Annotated in this window: 13 protein-coding genes; 5 read left to right on the forward strand and 8 right to left on the reverse strand. The window is 66.6% G+C overall.

The genetic code is table 11. From position 1 onward, the window contains the following. Positions 1 to 31: 31 nt before the first annotated feature. Together ACFPU0_RS21165 and maiA are read right to left on the reverse strand one after the other, a co-directional pair. Positions 32 to 1,441: an amino acid permease gene (locus tag ACFPU0_RS21165; protein ID WP_377695250.1), complete on the reverse strand. Its 1,410-nt coding sequence runs from the start codon at positions 1,439 to 1,441 to the stop codon at positions 32 to 34. 86 nt (positions 1,442 to 1,527) lie between these two features. Beyond that, on the reverse strand, positions 1,528 to 2,193 hold the full coding sequence (gene maiA / locus ACFPU0_RS21170) for a maleylacetoacetate isomerase (RefSeq protein ID WP_377695251.1): 666 nt from the start codon (positions 2,191 to 2,193) through the stop codon (positions 1,528 to 1,530). A gap of 296 nt (positions 2,194 to 2,489) precedes the next feature. Here maiA and ACFPU0_RS21175 point away from each other — a divergent pair, with 296 nt between their 5' ends. Both ACFPU0_RS21175 and ACFPU0_RS21180 read left to right on the forward strand, forming a co-directional pair. Next, the gene (locus ACFPU0_RS21175) at positions 2,490 to 3,587 is read left to right on the forward strand and encodes a helix-turn-helix transcriptional regulator (protein ID WP_377695252.1); all 1,098 of its coding nucleotides are present in this window, start codon (positions 2,490 to 2,492) and stop codon (positions 3,585 to 3,587) included. 152 nt (positions 3,588 to 3,739) lie between these two features. Next, complete coding sequence (locus ACFPU0_RS21180) at positions 3,740 to 4,636, forward strand: class I SAM-dependent methyltransferase (protein ID WP_377695253.1); 897 nt, start codon at positions 3,740 to 3,742, stop codon at positions 4,634 to 4,636. Positions 4,637 to 4,718: 82 nt separating this feature from the next. Here ACFPU0_RS21180 and ACFPU0_RS21185 read toward each other — a convergent pair whose 3' ends face one another. From ACFPU0_RS21185 to ACFPU0_RS21205, 5 genes are all read right to left on the reverse strand, one after another. After that, positions 4,719 to 6,500, reverse strand: coding sequence for an ABC transporter ATP-binding protein (locus ACFPU0_RS21185; RefSeq protein ID WP_377695254.1), 1,782 nt, complete (start codon positions 6,498 to 6,500; stop codon positions 4,719 to 4,721). Beyond that, positions 6,493 to 7,095 carry a DsbA family protein gene (locus ACFPU0_RS21190; RefSeq protein ID WP_377695483.1) on the reverse strand — a complete coding sequence of 201 codons (603 nt, stop codon included), beginning with the start codon at positions 7,093 to 7,095 and terminating at the stop codon, positions 6,493 to 6,495. Before ACFPU0_RS21190 ends, ACFPU0_RS21185 begins: the two co-directional genes overlap by 8 nt. Positions 7,096 to 7,133: 38 nt before the next feature. After that, entirely contained in the window at positions 7,134 to 8,069 is a 936-nt protein-coding gene (locus ACFPU0_RS21195; protein WP_377695255.1) for a rhodanese-related sulfurtransferase, read from the reverse strand. 154 nt (positions 8,070 to 8,223) lie between these two features. After that, a complete protein-coding gene (locus ACFPU0_RS21200) occupies positions 8,224 to 8,529 on the reverse strand; it encodes a BolA family protein (protein ID WP_377695256.1) in 306 nt (101 codons plus the stop codon). A 13-nt stretch (positions 8,530 to 8,542) separates the two neighbouring features. Then, positions 8,543 to 9,052, reverse strand: coding sequence for a DUF2059 domain-containing protein (locus ACFPU0_RS21205; protein ID WP_377695257.1), 510 nt, complete (start codon positions 9,050 to 9,052; stop codon positions 8,543 to 8,545). A 291-nt stretch (positions 9,053 to 9,343) separates the two neighbouring features. On the opposite strand from ACFPU0_RS21205, the gene ACFPU0_RS21210 reads away from it, so the two are divergent. The 3 genes from ACFPU0_RS21210 to ACFPU0_RS21220 all read left to right on the forward strand — a co-directional run bounded on the left by ACFPU0_RS21210 (position 9,344) and on the right by ACFPU0_RS21220 (position 12,434). Further along, the gene (locus ACFPU0_RS21210; RefSeq protein WP_377695258.1) at positions 9,344 to 10,354 is read left to right on the forward strand and encodes a DUF2804 domain-containing protein; all 1,011 of its coding nucleotides are present in this window, start codon (positions 9,344 to 9,346) and stop codon (positions 10,352 to 10,354) included. Between the two features lie 72 nt (positions 10,355 to 10,426). Beyond that, positions 10,427 to 11,821, forward strand: coding sequence for a class II fumarate hydratase (locus tag ACFPU0_RS21215; RefSeq protein WP_377695259.1), 1,395 nt, complete (start codon positions 10,427 to 10,429; stop codon positions 11,819 to 11,821). After that, on the forward strand, positions 11,814 to 12,434 hold the full coding sequence (locus ACFPU0_RS21220) for an NAD(P)H-dependent oxidoreductase (protein ID WP_377695261.1): 621 nt from the start codon (positions 11,814 to 11,816) through the stop codon (positions 12,432 to 12,434). The genes ACFPU0_RS21215 and ACFPU0_RS21220 overlap by 8 nt, the downstream gene beginning before the upstream one ends. A 295-nt stretch (positions 12,435 to 12,729) precedes the next feature. Here the strand turns inward: ACFPU0_RS21220 and fusA are convergent, their stop codons facing one another. Further along, positions 12,730 to 14,832 (reverse strand): elongation factor G, encoded by a 2,103-nt coding sequence (gene fusA, locus ACFPU0_RS21225; protein WP_377695262.1) that lies wholly within the window; start codon positions 14,830 to 14,832, stop codon positions 12,730 to 12,732. Positions 14,833 to 14,840: the final 8 nt, after the last annotated feature.

Here is a 14,840-nt window from a genome sequence, read left to right on the forward strand (position 1 = left end):
GCTGGGCCGGGCCTTGCGGGTGGAGCGGCAATCAGCCGGCGGCGTAGGCCTGGCGGGCCTTGGCGGCGCTGGACAGCTTGAGGCGGTAGCAGCCCCACATCACCAGCAGCCACACCGGGATGGCGTAGACCGACACCTGGATGCCCGGGATCATCAGCATGACGCCGAGGATGAACACCACGAAGGCCAGGCACAGGTAGTTGCCCATGGGGAACCACAGGGCGCGGAAGCCGGTGCGGACGCCGTCCTTGTCCATGCGCTGACGGAACTTCAGGTGGGAGTAGCTGATCATCGCCCAGTTGATCACCAGGGCGGCCACCACCAGGGACATAAGCAGCTCCAGCGCGTTCTGCGGGACCACGTAGTTGACCACCACGGCAAGGAAGGTCACCCCGGCCGATACCAGCAGCGAGCGCACCGGTACGCCGCGCTTGTCCACCTTGGCCAGGGCGCGCGGGGCGTCGCCCTGCTCGGCCAGGCCCAGCAGCATGCGGCCGTTGCAGTAGGTGCCGCTGTTGTAGACCGACAGGGCGGCGGTGAGCACCACGAAGTTCAGCAGGTGGGCGGCGGTGTCGCTGCCGATCAGCGCGAAGATCTTCACGAAGGGGCTGCCGCTGTAGGCGTCGCCGGCACCGTTGATGGAAGCCAGCAGAGCGTCCCAGGGGCTCAGGGAGAGCAGCACCACCAGGGCGCCGACATAGAAGATCAGGATGCGGTAGATGACCTGGTTGATCGCCTTGGGGATCACCTGCTTCGGCTTGTCGGCCTCGGCGGCGGTGAAGCCGAGCATCTCCAGGCCACCGAAGGAGAACATGATGAAGGCCATGGCCATCACCAGCCCGCTGACGCCATTGGGGAAGAAGCCGCCATGTTCCCACAGGTTGCTCACCGCGGCCTGCTCGCCGCCGCTACCGCTGAACAGCATCCAGCAACCGAGGATGATCATGCCGACGATGGCCACCACCTTGATCATGGCGAACCAGAACTCGGCCTCGCCGAAGAGCTTCACGTTGGCCAGGTTGATGGCGTTGACCACCAGGAAGAACACCGCCGCCGTGGCCCAGGTGGGTACGTCCGGCCACCAGTAGTGGATGTACTTGCCCACCGCGGTGAGCTCGGACATGCCCACCAGGATGTACAGCACCCAGCAGTTCCAGCCGGAGAGGAAGCCGGCGAAGCCGCCCCAGTACTTGTGGGCGAAATGGCTGAAGGAGCCGGCCACCGGCTCTTCGACGATCATCTCGCCGAGCTGGCGCATGATCAGGAAGGCGATGAAGCCGCAGATGGCGTAGCCGAGGATCATCGAAGGGCCGGCGGACTTGAGCACCCCGGCCGAGCCGAGGAACAGGCCGGTACCGATGGCGCCGCCGAGGGCGATCAACTGGATATGGCGATTCTTCAGGCCGCGTTTCAGCTCGCCCGAGTGTTGCATGTCACTCATTGCGTCACCTTTTGTTGTTGTCGTGACGGGATTTCACCCGCCGGGCTTGTGGTCCGGCGGAAGTTTGCAAGGCAGGTAGGCCTGGGTTACTGGGCGTCTGGCTGTACCTCCGGAGCAGCATTCCTGAATGCCTCGAGAGCTTCGCAGCGCGCAGCGATATCGAGGATGCGCGGATAGGCCGACAGGTCACAGTCGAAGCGTCGCGCGTTGTACACCTGGGGCAGCAGGCAGGCTTCCAGGTAGCCGGGCCGGCTGCCCAGGGAGAGCTTGCCGCCGAAGGCCTCCAGGCCCTTTTCCACGGCGGCGAGGCCAAGGGCCACCCAGTGGCGGTACCAGGCGTCCTTGGCCTCGTCGGACACCGCCAGTTCGGCCTTGAGGTACTGCAGCACCCGCAGGTTGTTCAGCGGATGGATGTCGCAGGCGATATGCAGGGCCAGGGAACGCACCAGGGCGCGCTGGGCCGGGTCGGCCGGCAGCAGGGCCGGCACGGGGAAGACTTCTTCGAGGTATTCGAGGATGGCCAGGGACTGGGCGATGCGCACTTCGCCACCGGCGTTGCCGGCGTCCACCAGCAGCGGCACCAGGCCCTGGGGATTGAGTTCGCGATAAGCGCCCTGGTGCTGCTGGCCGCCATCCTTGACCAGGTGGACCGGCTCCTGGCGGTAGGCCAGCCCCTTGAGGTTCAAGGCGATGCGGACACGGTAGGCAGCGCTGGAGCGCCAGTAGCCATAGAGGGTCAGTTCGGTGTTCATGGTGTCGGACCGATTTCTTGTTTGCGCCATGACACTCTGGCAGGGCTTCGCGAACAAGGTGTCGAACTTGCCGAAGCGAAACGCCGAACGGTCAATCCGGAAAGTTTTCCTTACACCCCCGGAATGCCGATGGCATCACCTGCCAGGCGCCCCGGGTGCGTAAACTTTTGTTTACATGGCGTTCATCCAGGCTTCCAGGCGGGAATCCTTTGGCCCGACCAGCGGCGATTCTCAAGGGCCACAGGGCTGTGCCATATGAAGGCAATGCGCCACCCACCGCTCAAGGACGCCGCGCAATGCCGCAAATGGAAGAGCTCTACGACGACCTGGTCAACCTCTGCTACGAATGCGTGCTGGACGAAGGCGCCTGGGAACCGATGCTGGACCGGCTGGCGGCAGCCACCGGGCATCAGATGGGCGCCCTGCTCTTCCTCGACCAGCGCCAGCGGCGGCCGCAGGTGACTTCCATCCACAGCTGCGACCCGGCCAGCGTGGAGGCCTACAACAGCTACTACCACCAGTACGATCCGGCCAAGGAAGTGCTGGTGCCACGCCCCGTCGGCAGCTGGTACCACGACCGCGAAGACCTGGGTCCACGGCGCATCCAGCGCGACCCCTACTACCAGGAATTCCACCTGCCCTTCGGCATGAACAGCATTTCCTGCATCAAACTTCATGAGCAGGCCGACTCGGGCGTCTACCTGTCGCTGCTGACGGCAGTGGGCGCGGCGCTGCCGCAGAGGCAGGAGCGCGACCTGCTGGACCGCCTCAGCCCGCACTTGCTGCGCGCGGCACGGATGTCCAACCGCCTGCAGGCACTGGAACTGGACGTGGCGCGCCGTGACCTGCTGCTGGAACGCCACGGCGTGCCGGTCTGGCTGCTCGGCGCCGAGGGCCGGGTGCTGTTCTGCAACCGCCAGGCCGAATTGCGCCTGAGTCGGCGGCAGTTTCCCCTGCAGGAGCGCCAGGGCCGGTTGCACGGTGGAAGCCTCGACAGCCGCCTGCAGGCATTGATCCGCCAGGCGCTGGGCCGCGAAGGCAACCGTCGCGCCGGCTGGCTCCCGCTGGAGGCGGAGCCTGCGAGCCAGCTGCTGGTCACACCGGTGTCCGAAGAGCAGGCCCTGGCCGCCCGATACCCGGGCCCCATGGCGCTCCTCGCAGTGCTGGAACACCAGCCGCGGAGCCGGTTCATGGCCGAAGTCTTCCAGTTCACCCCGGCGGAACGACGCCTTGCCGAGCTGCTGGTCCAGGGCCTCGCCCCCGAAGCCTGCGCCGCACGCCTGACGGTCTCGATCAACACCGTTCGCACCCAGCTGCGCGCGCTTTTCCGCAAGACCGGGACGGAACGCCAGGCCGAGCTGGTCAGTCTCCTCGCACGCCTCCAGGACCTCTGATCGGCATATTTCCAGCCATCGGAAATCGCCATTTCATCTAGATGAATGATGGCGGGCAAATGGCCATCAACTAAGGTACTTACGGAGTCAACATCTGCCTTCATCCCGCGTGTCGGGTCAAGGATTCCGCGTCGAGCCAGAGGAGGTGGCGTGTGGAAGAAATCAGCGGGCCGGAAGAGTTGCGCAGACGCATCGAGGAACAACAACAGCTCCGCCAGGAACTGGCAAGGATCAAGTCGGAACGGGAGCGACTGAAGTTCGACCGACCCGGGCCAGCCAGCGAAGCACCACCCCCGACCAACAACATCCTGCAGTTCCCCTGCAGGCGCCTCCCCAGCCAGGGCATGCGCTGCGGCAACGCCGTGCTGCTGGACTATCTGTATGGCGTGGAGTCCGACGCGCTGCGCGAGCTGCCCGAGGAGCGTACCCGCCAGCTGTTCGACTTCGCCACCAACGCGGCGGCCGCCCGTGCCCTGCGCTGCCGGCGCCGCATGCTGGCCCGCGCCGTGGACGACACCTGCCAGCAGGCGGGCAAGGCCGCCCGCCTGCTGTGCATCGCCGGCGGCCACTTCCGCGAGGCGGAACTCTCCCATGCGCTGCGCCATGGCCGCTATGGCGAGATGCTGGTGTTCGACGATGACCAGGCGCGCCTGGAAACCGTGCGCAAGAGCTACGGCGCGCTGGGGGTCACCACCCGCCTGGGCGGCCTCGAAGAGTTGCTCGCCGGCGAGTACCGGTTCGAGGGCTATGACCTGGTGTATTCGGCAGCCGTCACCGAGTTGCTCGACGACCGTCGTTGCGAACGCCTGGTGCATCGGCTGTTCCAGGCCCTGCGTCCGGGCGGCCGCCTGCTGCTGGGCAACTTCCGCCCCGGCATCAATGCCATCACCCTTCTCGAAGGCCTGCTGGACTGGCGCCCGCGCTACCGCCACGACGCCCAGATGCTGAGCCTGCTGGACGGCATCGACTACAACCAGATCGCCTCGGCGCGGGTGTTCCACGACGTCGGCCAGCGCATCGTGTTCCTCGAGGCGGTGCGCTACAGCTGACGGTGCCGATGGTGGAAATCCGCCACGCGGATTTCCACCCTACCCCGTAGGGTGGATGGCGCTTTTCTATCCACCGGCGGAGTCAGCCCTGCTGCAGATGCCCGTAGAGCTTGGCGTACAGCCCGCCTTCGGCGATCAGCTGCTGATGGTCGCCGTCTTCGGCGATATGGCCACCGTCGAACACCAGCACCCGGTCGGCCTGCTTAACCGCGGACAGGCGGTGGGCGATGATCAGCGTGGTACGGCCATTGAGGAAGGTGCCCAGGGCCTGGTGCAGGGCGTATTCGGTGGCGGCGTCCAGGGCTGAGGTGGCTTCATCGAGGATCACCACCTTGGGTTCGGCCAGCACCATGCGGGCGATGGCCAGGCGCTGCCGCTGGCCACCGGACAGGCGCACGCCGGAGCGCCCCACCACGCTGTCCAGGCCCAGGGGCAGGCTGCGGATGGTGTCGGCCAGCTGGGCGATTTCCAGTGCGCGCCAACAGGCTTCGTCACTGCGCTCGCGGCCCATGGTCAGGTTGGCGCGCACGCTGTCGTTGAACAGCGCCGGGTGCTGCAGCACCACGGCGACGTTGTCGCGCACCTCGGCCAGGCCGATCTCCTCCAGGCGGCAGCCACCGTAGCGGATCTGCCCGGCCTGGGGCTGATAGAGCCCGAGCAGCAGTTGCACCAGGGTGCTCTTGCCGCCGCCGCTGGCACCGACTATGGCCACCTTCTCCCCCGGAGCGATGGACAGGTTGAGGCCGTCCAGCACCGGGTCGTCGGTGTAGGCGAAACGCAGGCCCTTGACCTCGATGCCCACCGTCTCGCGCCCCTTGAAGGGATCGACGCTGGGTTTGTACTCGGGCTCGTCGGCGCGGGCCAGCAGCTCGTTGATCCGTCCTACTGCGGCACCGGCGGCGTAGTAGGAGTACTGCAGGCCGAGCAGTTGCTCCACCGGGCCGATCATGAACCAGAGGTAGCTGAACACGGCCAGCATCTGGCCGATGGAGAGGTCCGAGAAGAGCACCGTGAGCATGGCCGCGGCGCGGAAGAAGTCGATGCCGAACTGGAACAGCAGGCCGCTGGTGCGCCCGGCCGCGTCGCTCTTCCACTGGGAGGCCACGGCATAGTCGCGGACTTCCTGGGCGCGCTGGCCGAGGCGGCCGAAAAAGAAGCCCTGGCGGTTGCTGGTGCGCACTTCCTGGATGGCTTCGAGGGTTTCCGTCAGCGCCTGGGTGAAGCGGGACGTGCTGTCGTTCTCCAGCTTCTTCAGGTGCTTGACCTTCTTGCCCAGTTGCACCGTGGAGTAGATCACCAGGGGGTTGAACAGGAGGATCAGCAGCGCCAGCTGCCAGTGCATCCAGACCAGGATGGCGGCTGTGCCGGTGAGGGTGAGCACGGCCACCAGGAAGCGGCTCAGGGTCTCGCCGACGAACTTGTCCAGGGTGTCCAGGTCGGTCACCAGGTGGGCGGTGACGGTACCGCCGCCAAGACTTTCGTATTCGCCCAGGGAGATGCGCTTCAAGCGCTCGATCAGGCGGATGCGGATGCGATAGACGATGTCCTTGGCCAGCCGCGCGAAGAGGCGCGCCTGCAACACGTTGAACACCAGGGCCATGCCGCGCAGCAACAGGGTGGTCAGCAGCATCAGGCCGATATAGCCGACGGCTTTCTCCCAGGGCTGGGGCAGGAAGTGGTCCATGAAGCGCAGTGCGGCATCGCCACGCTGCAACAACACTTCGTCCACCAGCAGGGGCAGCAGCAGCGGGATGGGCACGCTGCAGAGGGTGGCCAGCACGGCGGCGAAGTTGGCCAGCCAAAGGGCTCTCTTGTGGCGCAAGGCCAGACGGCGGATCTCCGCCCAGCTCAAGCGATCAGCCATGGGTACCCCGTTCCAGCCAGCGACCCAGCAGCGGCGCCAGCTCGGCCAGCGGCTGGTAGCCATTGGTCAGCAGCGCCAGCTGGCCATCGCGCTCGGCCAGCATGGTGGGGAAGCCGGCGATGCCGAGGTCCTGTACCCAGGTGAAGTCGGCGGCCGTCGCCTCCCGGGCCGCAGCACCGTCGAAGGCTTCGGCGAACTCGATGCGCGCAATCCCCACCTGTTCCGCCAGGGCCACCAGGGTGGACGCCTGGGTCACGTCGCGCCCCTCGGCGTAGAAGGCGTGCTGGATCAGCCTGACCAGCGGCCAGGCCAGTTCCGGCGCGAGCATGCGCGCCACCACCAGGGCACGGCAGGCCGGCTCGGTGTCGTAGACGAAGCCCTCGGGAAGCGCGCCGTCGAAGCGGAAGGGTTGGCCCGTGGCCTGGTTGACCGCCTGCCAGTGTTCCAGGATATAGCGCTTGGTATGGGCATCCAGCGCCGCGCCCTGGCCGGTACGCAGGCCGCCGGCGATCAGGTGCAGCGGCACGCCGGCCGCCGCGGCCTGCTCGGCGAGGGCCGCCGCCACCGGGGCGAAGCCCCAGCACCAGGAGCACATGGGGTCCATCACATAGAGCAGGCGGGCGTTGGACAAACTCAGTTCTCCATGGCTTGGCGCGGGTCGCGGCCGATCGGATGGGGCAGGTTGCGGGCCTTGGCCAGTTCGATCTGTTTCTGCCGCTCGATCGCGCTGGCGCGGGTCTTCTCGCTCAGGCTGTCCCAGCAGTGCGGGCAGCTGATGCCCGGCGAGTAGTGTTCCGACTGGCGGTCGTCCAGCGAGATCGGGTTACGGCACGCGTGGCACTGGTCGAAATCCCCTTCCGATAGATCGTGGCGCACGGTGACACGATTGTCGAAGACGAAGCAGTCGCCGCGCCAGAGGGTTTCCTCCCGGGGTACTTCCTCCAGGTACTTGAGGATGCCGCCCTTGAGATGGAAGACCTCCTCGAAGCCCTGGCCGAGCATGTAGCTGGAGGCCTTCTCGCAACGGATGCCACCGGTGCAGAACATCGCGACCTTCTTGTGCACGGCCGGGTCGTAATGGGCCTTGATGTATTCGGGGAATTCGCGGAAGGACCTGGTCTTCGGATCCACCGCGCCCTCGAAGGTGCCGATGGCCACTTCGTAGTCGTTGCGGGTGTCGATCAGCAGCACCTCGGGGTCGCTGATCAGGGCGTTCCAGTCCTTGGGGTCGACATAGGTGCCGACCTGCTGGTTGGGGTCCACGCCGGGCACGCCGAGGGTGACGATTTCCTTCTTCAGCTTGACCTTGGTGCGGTAGAACGGCTGCTCCTCGCAGTAGGACTCCTTGTGGTCCAGGTCCGCCAGGCGCGGGTCGACCCTGAGCCAGGCGAGCAGCGCGTCGATGCCTTCGCGGGTGCCGGAAACGGTGCCGTTGATGCCTTCCTCGGCCAACAGCAGCGTGCCTTTGACGCCGTTGTCGAGCAGGGTCTTGAGCAGGGGTTCACGCAGCGCGACGTAGTCCTTCAGGGTTACGAACTTGTACAGCGCCGCGACGACGATCTGGGTCATGCGGTACTTCCTCCAGTGGTCGCCCTCGCAAAGGGCGGACCGGGTGATAGAAACGACTGCGCCGGCTGGGCCGGCGCGGTGCGGAGTCTATCAAAAAGCCGCAGGGGACAGGCTGCGTGAGAATGTCTCAGGCGCCCAACGGGCGTACCGCCTATCAATGCCCCAGCTTGCTGCCGCCCTTGCAGGTGGGCGAATCCGGCGCGGCGCCCTGCTCCGCCCACTCCTCGGGGGTGTAGGTGTGCAGGGCCAGGGCGTGGAACTGGCCCATCAGGTCGCCGAGGCTGCCGTAGACCTTCTGGTGACGCTTGACGGCGTTCAGCCCGGTGAACACCGGGCTGACGATCACCGCCTTGTAATGGGTTTCCAGGCCGCGGCTATGCATGTGGCTCTCGTCCAGCACTTCCAGGTGCTGCGGTTCGAGGGCCTCCAGGGCGGTCAGGATACGTTCTTGCATGGACATCGGGTAACTCCGCTTACGGCTTCTTCTTGTCCTGGGGGGCCAGTTCGCTGGTCATGTCGCTGAGCAGCTTGTTGACCTCGGGCACGGCGCTTTCCAGGCGGCTCTGGGTCAGCTGGGCGGACTGCTGGGTCAGGGCCGGCATCTTTTCCAGCACCTTGCGCCCCAGGGGGGACTCATAGAAGGCGACCAGGTCCTTGAGTTCGCTCTCGGTGAAATTGCTGGTGTAGATCTTCACCAGTTCCGGCTTCAGCTTGTCCCAGCCGACGGCCTTGTCCAGGGCGGCATTGGCCTTGGCCTGGTAACTCTCCAGGGTGGCCTTCTTGTCGGCCGGCGCCTTGGTCTGCTGGAAACGCTGCTCGAACATCTGCTGCACCTGCGCATAGACCGGGACGGTCAGCTTGTCCGCGCGGGCGAGCTTGAGGAAGCGCTCGGCATCGGCAGCGTGGCTGGCGGCATCGGCCAGGACCTGGCCACTGGCGCAAGCCAGCAGGACGGCGGTGCAGAGAACGCGAAGCTTGGTCATTGGGAATCCTTGTTCGGGCATGGATGATGGGGGCTGCCCCGGGGCAGATCATTCTGCGCTCAAGCCGATATCGGGCTCAAGCTGCGAACTTCTTCGACAACCCCGTGGCGAAAATGTGCGGTACAGCACCCCATTGGGCAGTTGTCAAAATGCTATCACTTGCTCATGCTTTCCCCCACTGGGCATCCTGTGCCGGCTTCGAAATCCGTGGTGCCATTCGACGGATTTTCCGATGAGGCTGAGGTCGGTTTCTCACAGAACCCAGGCTCCGCACACACATGGACGTGCCCGATGACTAGCCACATCTCCACCCTGCCGCCGGGATTTCCGGCACTCTGCGACGCCCGCGGCAAGCTCGTGCCCACCGCTATCGGCTGGTCCAGCCGACCCCGCCTGAATTATGCGATTCCCGGCCACTTCGGCCGCCGCAAGCGCTGGAACCACTGGTGCATCACCACCCCGCGCTGGATGCTGTCGCTGACCCTCGCGGACCTCGACTACCTGGGCTACGGCGCCGCCTACTTCCTCGACCTCGACAGCGGCAAGGCCGTCGCCCACACCCAGCTTCGCCCGTTCGCCCGCGGCTGCCGGCTGCCCGACACGCCGCTGGAAAGCCATGGCTTCGACCACCCGCGCCTGCAGATCGAGGTGGAGCAGCACCTCGGCCGCCTGCGCCTGCGGGTGGAGGCCCCGGACCTCGGCGGCCTGCCGCTGCACGTTGCCCTCGACGTCCTGCGCCCCGCCCACCTGGACTCGGTGAACCTGGTGGCCCCCATGGCCGGCCACTGCTTCCATGCCTGCAGCCGGCACATGGGCCTTCCCGCCAGCGGTGGCGTGCAACTGGGCGATCGGCATTACCCCTGCACCACCGGGCAGAGCTTCGCCGCGCTGGATTTCGGCCGTGGCGTCTGGCCGTGGAACAGCCACTGGACCCGCGCCGCCTTCGCCGCGCCCGGCGGCATCGCGGCCAACTTCGGCGGCGGCTGGACCGACGCCAGCGGCCTCACCGAGAACGCCCTGTGGTTCGGCGGCAAGCTGTCCAAACTGGACCGCCCGGTACAGATCGAACAGGCTCCCGAGGGCTCCCTCGCGCCCTGGCGGCTGAGCACACCCTGCCGCCGGGTGGAGCTCAGTTTCACGCCCCGGCAGCTGCACCACGCCTGCCCGCGCGTCGGCCCGATCCATGCCGATACCCGGCAATGGTTCGGCCACTTCGACGGCGTGCTGCGCAGCCCGGACGGCGCGCGCGTGCCGGTGAGCAACGCCGTCGGCTGGCTCGGTGCCACCCGCGCGCGCTGGTAATCGCCCGAACGGTTGAACCGAGTGCCGGAGATACGGCCTAAACTGCGGAATCAACAGCCGGAGCCAATCCACATGAGCCGCACAGAAACCGACAGCCTGGGACCTGTCGAAGTCGCCGACGACGCCTACTGGGGTGCCCAGACCCAGCGCTCGCTGGAAAACTTCGCAATAGGTGGCGAGCGCATGCCGCTGGCCGTGGTGCATGCCCTGGCCCTGATCAAGAAAGCCGCCGCGCGGGTCAATGGCCGCGACGGCGCCCTGCCGCCGGACGTCGCCCGCCTGATCGAACAGGCCGCCGACGAAGTGCTGGCCGGCAAGCACGACGGGCAGTTCCCCCTGGTGGTCTGGCAGACCGGCAGCGGCACCCAGAGCAACATGAACGTCAACGAGGTGATCGCCGGCCGCGCCAACGAACTGGCCAACGGCGGCCGCGGCGGCAAGAGCCCGGTGCACCCCAACGACCATGTCAACTTCGCCCAGAGCTCCAACGACTGCTTCCCCACGGCGATGCACATCGCCATCGCCAAGGCCGTGCAGCACGAGCTGCTGCCGGCCATCGCCGAGCTCTCCGCCGGCCTGGCCGAGCAATCAGCGCGCCACGCCCACCTTGTGAAGACCGGCCGCACCCACATGATGGATGCCACGCCGGTCACCTTCGGCCAGGAACTCTCCGCCTTCGTCGCCCAGCTCGACTACGCCGACAAGGCCATCCGCGGCGCCTTGCCGGCGGTCCTGCAACTGGCCCAGGGCGGCACCGCCGTGGGCACCGGCCTCAACGCCCCCCATGGCTTCGCCGACGCCATGGCCGCCGAGCTGGCAGCGCTGTCCGGGCTGGATTTCGTCTCGGCGCCGAACAAGTTCGCCGCCCTGGCCGGCCACGAGCCGCTGGTGAACCTCTCCGGCGCCCTCAAGACCCTGGCCGTGGCCCTGATGAAGATCGCCAACGACCTGCGCCTGCTGGGCTCCGGGCCCCGTGGCGGCCTGGCCGAAGTCAGGCTTCCGGCCAACGAGCCGGGCAGCTCGATCATGCCCGGCAAGGTCAACCCGACCCAGTGCGAGGCCCTGTCCATGCTGGCCTGCCAGGTCATGGGCAACGACGCCACCATCGGTTTCGCCGCCAGCCAGGGGCACCTGCAGCTGAACGTGTTCAAGCCGGTGATCGTGCACAACCTGCTGCAGTCCATCCGCCTGCTCGGCGACGGCTGCCGCAACTTCCAGCAGCACTGCGTGGCCGGCATGGAGCCGGACGCCGCGCGGATGGCCGAACACCTGGAGCGCGGCCTGATGCTGGTCACCGCCCTCAACCCGCACATCGGCTACGACAAGGCCGCGCAGATCGCCAAGAAGGCCTACGCCGAAGGCACCACCTTGCGCGCGGCGGCCCTGGCCCTGGGCTACCTGACCGAGGAAGAGTTCGACGCCTGGGTACGTCCGGAAGGCATGCTGGAGGCCGGTCAACATGGCTGAGGCGGCAAAGCACGGCGCCACGCCGATCGAAGGTGACGGCAAGCGCATCCTGATGATCCTCGGCACCCCCAAGGGCGGCAGCCTCTGTCACGCCCTGAGCGAAGCCTTCGCCCAGGGCGCGCGCAGCGAAGGCCATGTGGTGCGCCTGCTGAAACTCGGCGAGATGCAGTTCGACCCGGTGCTGCGTGGCGGCTACGACCAGAACCAGATCCTCGAACCCGACCTGCTCGAAGCCCAGCGGCAGATCCACTGGGCCGAGCACCTGGTGTTCGTCTATCCGGTCTGGTGGGGCGGCCTGCCGGCGCTGCTCAAGGGCTTCTTCGACCGGGTCTTCCTGCCCGGCTTCGCCTTTCGCTATCGCGGCCAGTCCCAGGCCTGGGACAAGCTGCTGACCGGCCGCACCGCCGACCTGCTGGTGACCCTGGACACCCCGCCCTGGTACTTCCGCTGGATCTACGGGGCGCCGGCGCACCGCCAGATGGTGCGCACCATCCTCGGTTTCTGCGGCATCCGGACCCGCCGCCTCACCGAGTTCTCCCCGGTACGCCCCTCCTCCGAGGAACAGCGCCAGACCTGGCTGCGCAAGGCCGAAATGCTCGGTACCCGCTGCTGATCCCGCAGGGATGTGTGGGGGCGAATTCGTTCGCGACTGCGTAGGGTGGAAATCCCTTCGGGGATTTCCACCAGCGGTGTCCTGCACAGCCCCGCTGGTGGATAGAAAAGCGCTATCCACCCTACACGGCTGATGGCACAGGACCTGTGGGGGCGAATCCGTTCGCGAGTGCGTAGGGTGGAAATCCCTTCGGGGATTTCCACCAGCGGTGTCCTGCACAGCCCCGCTGGTGGATAGAAAAGCGCTATCCCCCTACACGGCTGCGGAACCACTCATCGGCGAGAGCAGGCCCCGCTTACCCCGACTTCTTCACGATCGCCTCGGCGATGCTCGCCGGCACTTCGGCATAGCGGGCGAACTCCATGGAGAAGCTCGCCCGGCCCTGGGACATGGAGCGCACGTCGGTGGCGTAGCCGAACATCTCGCCCAGGGGCACCTCGGCGCGGATGATCTTGCCGGAGAGCCCGTCTTCCATACCGTGGATCAGGCCACGGCGGCGGTTGAGGTCGCCCATGATGTCGCCCATGTAGTCCTCGGGGGTCACCACCTCCAGCTTCATCACCGGCTCCAGCAGCACCGCGCCGCCCTTCTGCGACAGCTGCTTGGTGGCCATGGAGGCGGCGATCTTGAAGGCCATCTCGCTGGAGTCCACGTCGTGGTAGGAACCGTCGAACACGGCGGCCTTCAGGCCCAGCAACGGGTAGCCGGCGAGCACGCCGTTCTTCATCTGCTCCTCGATGCCCTTCTGGATGGCCGGGATGAACTCGCGGGGGACGATGCCACCGACGATCTCGTTGGTGAATTCCAGCCCCTCGACACCCTCGTCCGCCGGTGCGAAGCGGATCCAGCAATGGCCGTACTGGCCGCGCCCGCCGGACTGGCGGATGAACTTGCCCTCGATCTCGGCGGTCTTGCGGATGGCCTCGCGGTAGGCCACCTGGGGCTTGCCGGTATTGGCCTCGACGCCGAATTCGCGCTTCATGCGGTCGACGATGATGTCCAGGTGCAGCTCGCCCATGCCGGAGATGATGGTCTGCCCGGTCTCCTCGTCCGTCTTGACCCGGAAGGAGGGGTCCTCCTGGGCCAGCTTGCCGAGGGCGATGCCCATCTTTTCCTGGTCGGCCTTGGTCTTGGGTTCCACGGCAATGGAGATCACCGGCTCGGGGAAGTCCATGCGTTCGAGGATGATCGGCTTGTTGATGTCGCAGAGGGTGTCGCCGGTGGTGACGTCCTTCATGCCGATCAGCGCGGCGATATCGCCGGCGCGCACCTCCTTGATCTCGGCACGGTGGTTGGCGTGCATCTGCACCATGCGGCCGACGCGCTCCTTCTTGCCCTTCACCGAGTTCTGCACCGCATCGCCCGAGTTGAGCACGCCGGAGTAGACGCGGACGAAGGTCAGGGTGCCGACGAAGGGGTCGGCGGCGATCTTGAAGGCCAGCGCGGAGAAAGGTTCGGCATCGTCGGCATGGCGTTCGTCTTCCTTCTCCGGGTCGTCCGGGTGGGTGCCGCGGATCGACGGGATCTCGGTGGGCGCCGGCAGCAGCTCGACCACCGCGTCCAGCACCAGCGGCACGCCCTTGTTCTTGAAGGAGGAACCGCACACCGCCGGCACCACCTCGCAGGACAGGGTACGGATGCGCAGGCCGGCCTTGATCTCGTCCTCGGAGAGGTCACCCACCTCCAGGTATTTGGTCATCAGCTCCTCGTTGGCCTCCGCCGCCACTTCCAGCATCACGTTGCGCCAGTGCCGTGCGTCCTCCAGCAGCTCGGCGGGGATCTCCTCCTCACGGAAGGTGGCCCCCTGGTCGGCGTCGTTCCAGTAGATGGCCTTCATGCGGATCAGGTCGATCTGGCCGTTGAAATGCTCCTCCTGGCCGATGGGCAGCTGGATCGGCACCGGGGTATGGCCGAGGCGCTTCCTGATCTGCTCCACCACCAGCAGGAAGTCGGCGCCGGCGCGGTCCATCTTGTTCACATAGGCGATGCGCGGCACGTGGTACTTGTCGGCCTGGCGCCAGACCGTCTCGGATTGCGGCTCCACGCCATCGGCGCCGCTGAACACCACCACCGCGCCATCCAGCACCCGCAGGGAACGCTCCACCTCGATGGTGAAGTCCACGTGGCCGGGGGTGTCGATGATGTTGATGCGGAACTTCTCCAGCTGCTTGCGCGAACCGGTCCAGAAGGCGGTGGTGGCCGCCGAGGTGATGGTGATGCCGCGCTCCTGCTCCTGGACCATCCAGTCCATGGTCGCGGCACCGTCGTGCACCTCGCCCATCTTGTGGTTGACCCCGGTGTAGTAGAGGACCCGCTCGGTGGTGGTGGTCTTGCCGGCATCCACGTGGGCCACTATGCCGATGTTGCGGTAATGGCTGATGGGAGTTGTACGGGCCATGGCGATCA

The organism is Pseudomonas sp. GCM10022186 (assembly GCF_042656385.1).
GTDB lineage: Bacteria > Pseudomonadota > Gammaproteobacteria > Pseudomonadales > Pseudomonadaceae > Metapseudomonas.

Bases quoted from the DNA above. Each gene is read 5' to 3' on its own strand.
- ACFPU0_RS21165 (WP_377695250.1), bottom strand. From the start codon at position 1,441: ATGAGTGACATGCAACACTCGGGCGAGCTGAAACGCGGCCTGAAGAAT.
- maiA (WP_377695251.1), bottom strand. From the start codon at position 2,193: ATGAACACCGAACTGACCCTCTATGGCTACTGGCGCTCCAGCGCTGCC.
- ACFPU0_RS21175 (WP_377695252.1), top strand. From the start codon at position 2,490: ATGCCGCAAATGGAAGAGCTCTACGACGACCTGGTCAACCTCTGCTAC.
- ACFPU0_RS21185 (WP_377695254.1), bottom strand. From the start codon at position 6,500: ATGGCTGATCGCTTGAGCTGGGCGGAGATCCGCCGTCTGGCCTTGCGC.
- ACFPU0_RS21190 (WP_377695483.1), bottom strand. From the start codon at position 7,095: ATGTGCTCCTGGTGCTGGGGCTTCGCCCCGGTGGCGGCGGCCCTCGCC.
- ACFPU0_RS21195 (WP_377695255.1), bottom strand. From the start codon at position 8,069: ATGACCCAGATCGTCGTCGCGGCGCTGTACAAGTTCGTAACCCTGAAG.
- ACFPU0_RS21200 (WP_377695256.1), bottom strand. From the start codon at position 8,529: ATGTCCATGCAAGAACGTATCCTGACCGCCCTGGAGGCCCTCGAACCG.
- ACFPU0_RS21205 (WP_377695257.1), bottom strand. From the start codon at position 9,052: ATGACCAAGCTTCGCGTTCTCTGCACCGCCGTCCTGCTGGCTTGCGCC.
- ACFPU0_RS21210 (WP_377695258.1), top strand. From the start codon at position 9,344: ATGACTAGCCACATCTCCACCCTGCCGCCGGGATTTCCGGCACTCTGC.
- ACFPU0_RS21215 (WP_377695259.1), top strand. From the start codon at position 10,427: ATGAGCCGCACAGAAACCGACAGCCTGGGACCTGTCGAAGTCGCCGAC.
- ACFPU0_RS21220 (WP_377695261.1), top strand. From the start codon at position 11,814: ATGGCTGAGGCGGCAAAGCACGGCGCCACGCCGATCGAAGGTGACGGC.
- fusA (WP_377695262.1), bottom strand. From the start codon at position 14,832: ATGGCCCGTACAACTCCCATCAGCCATTACCGCAACATCGGCATAGTG.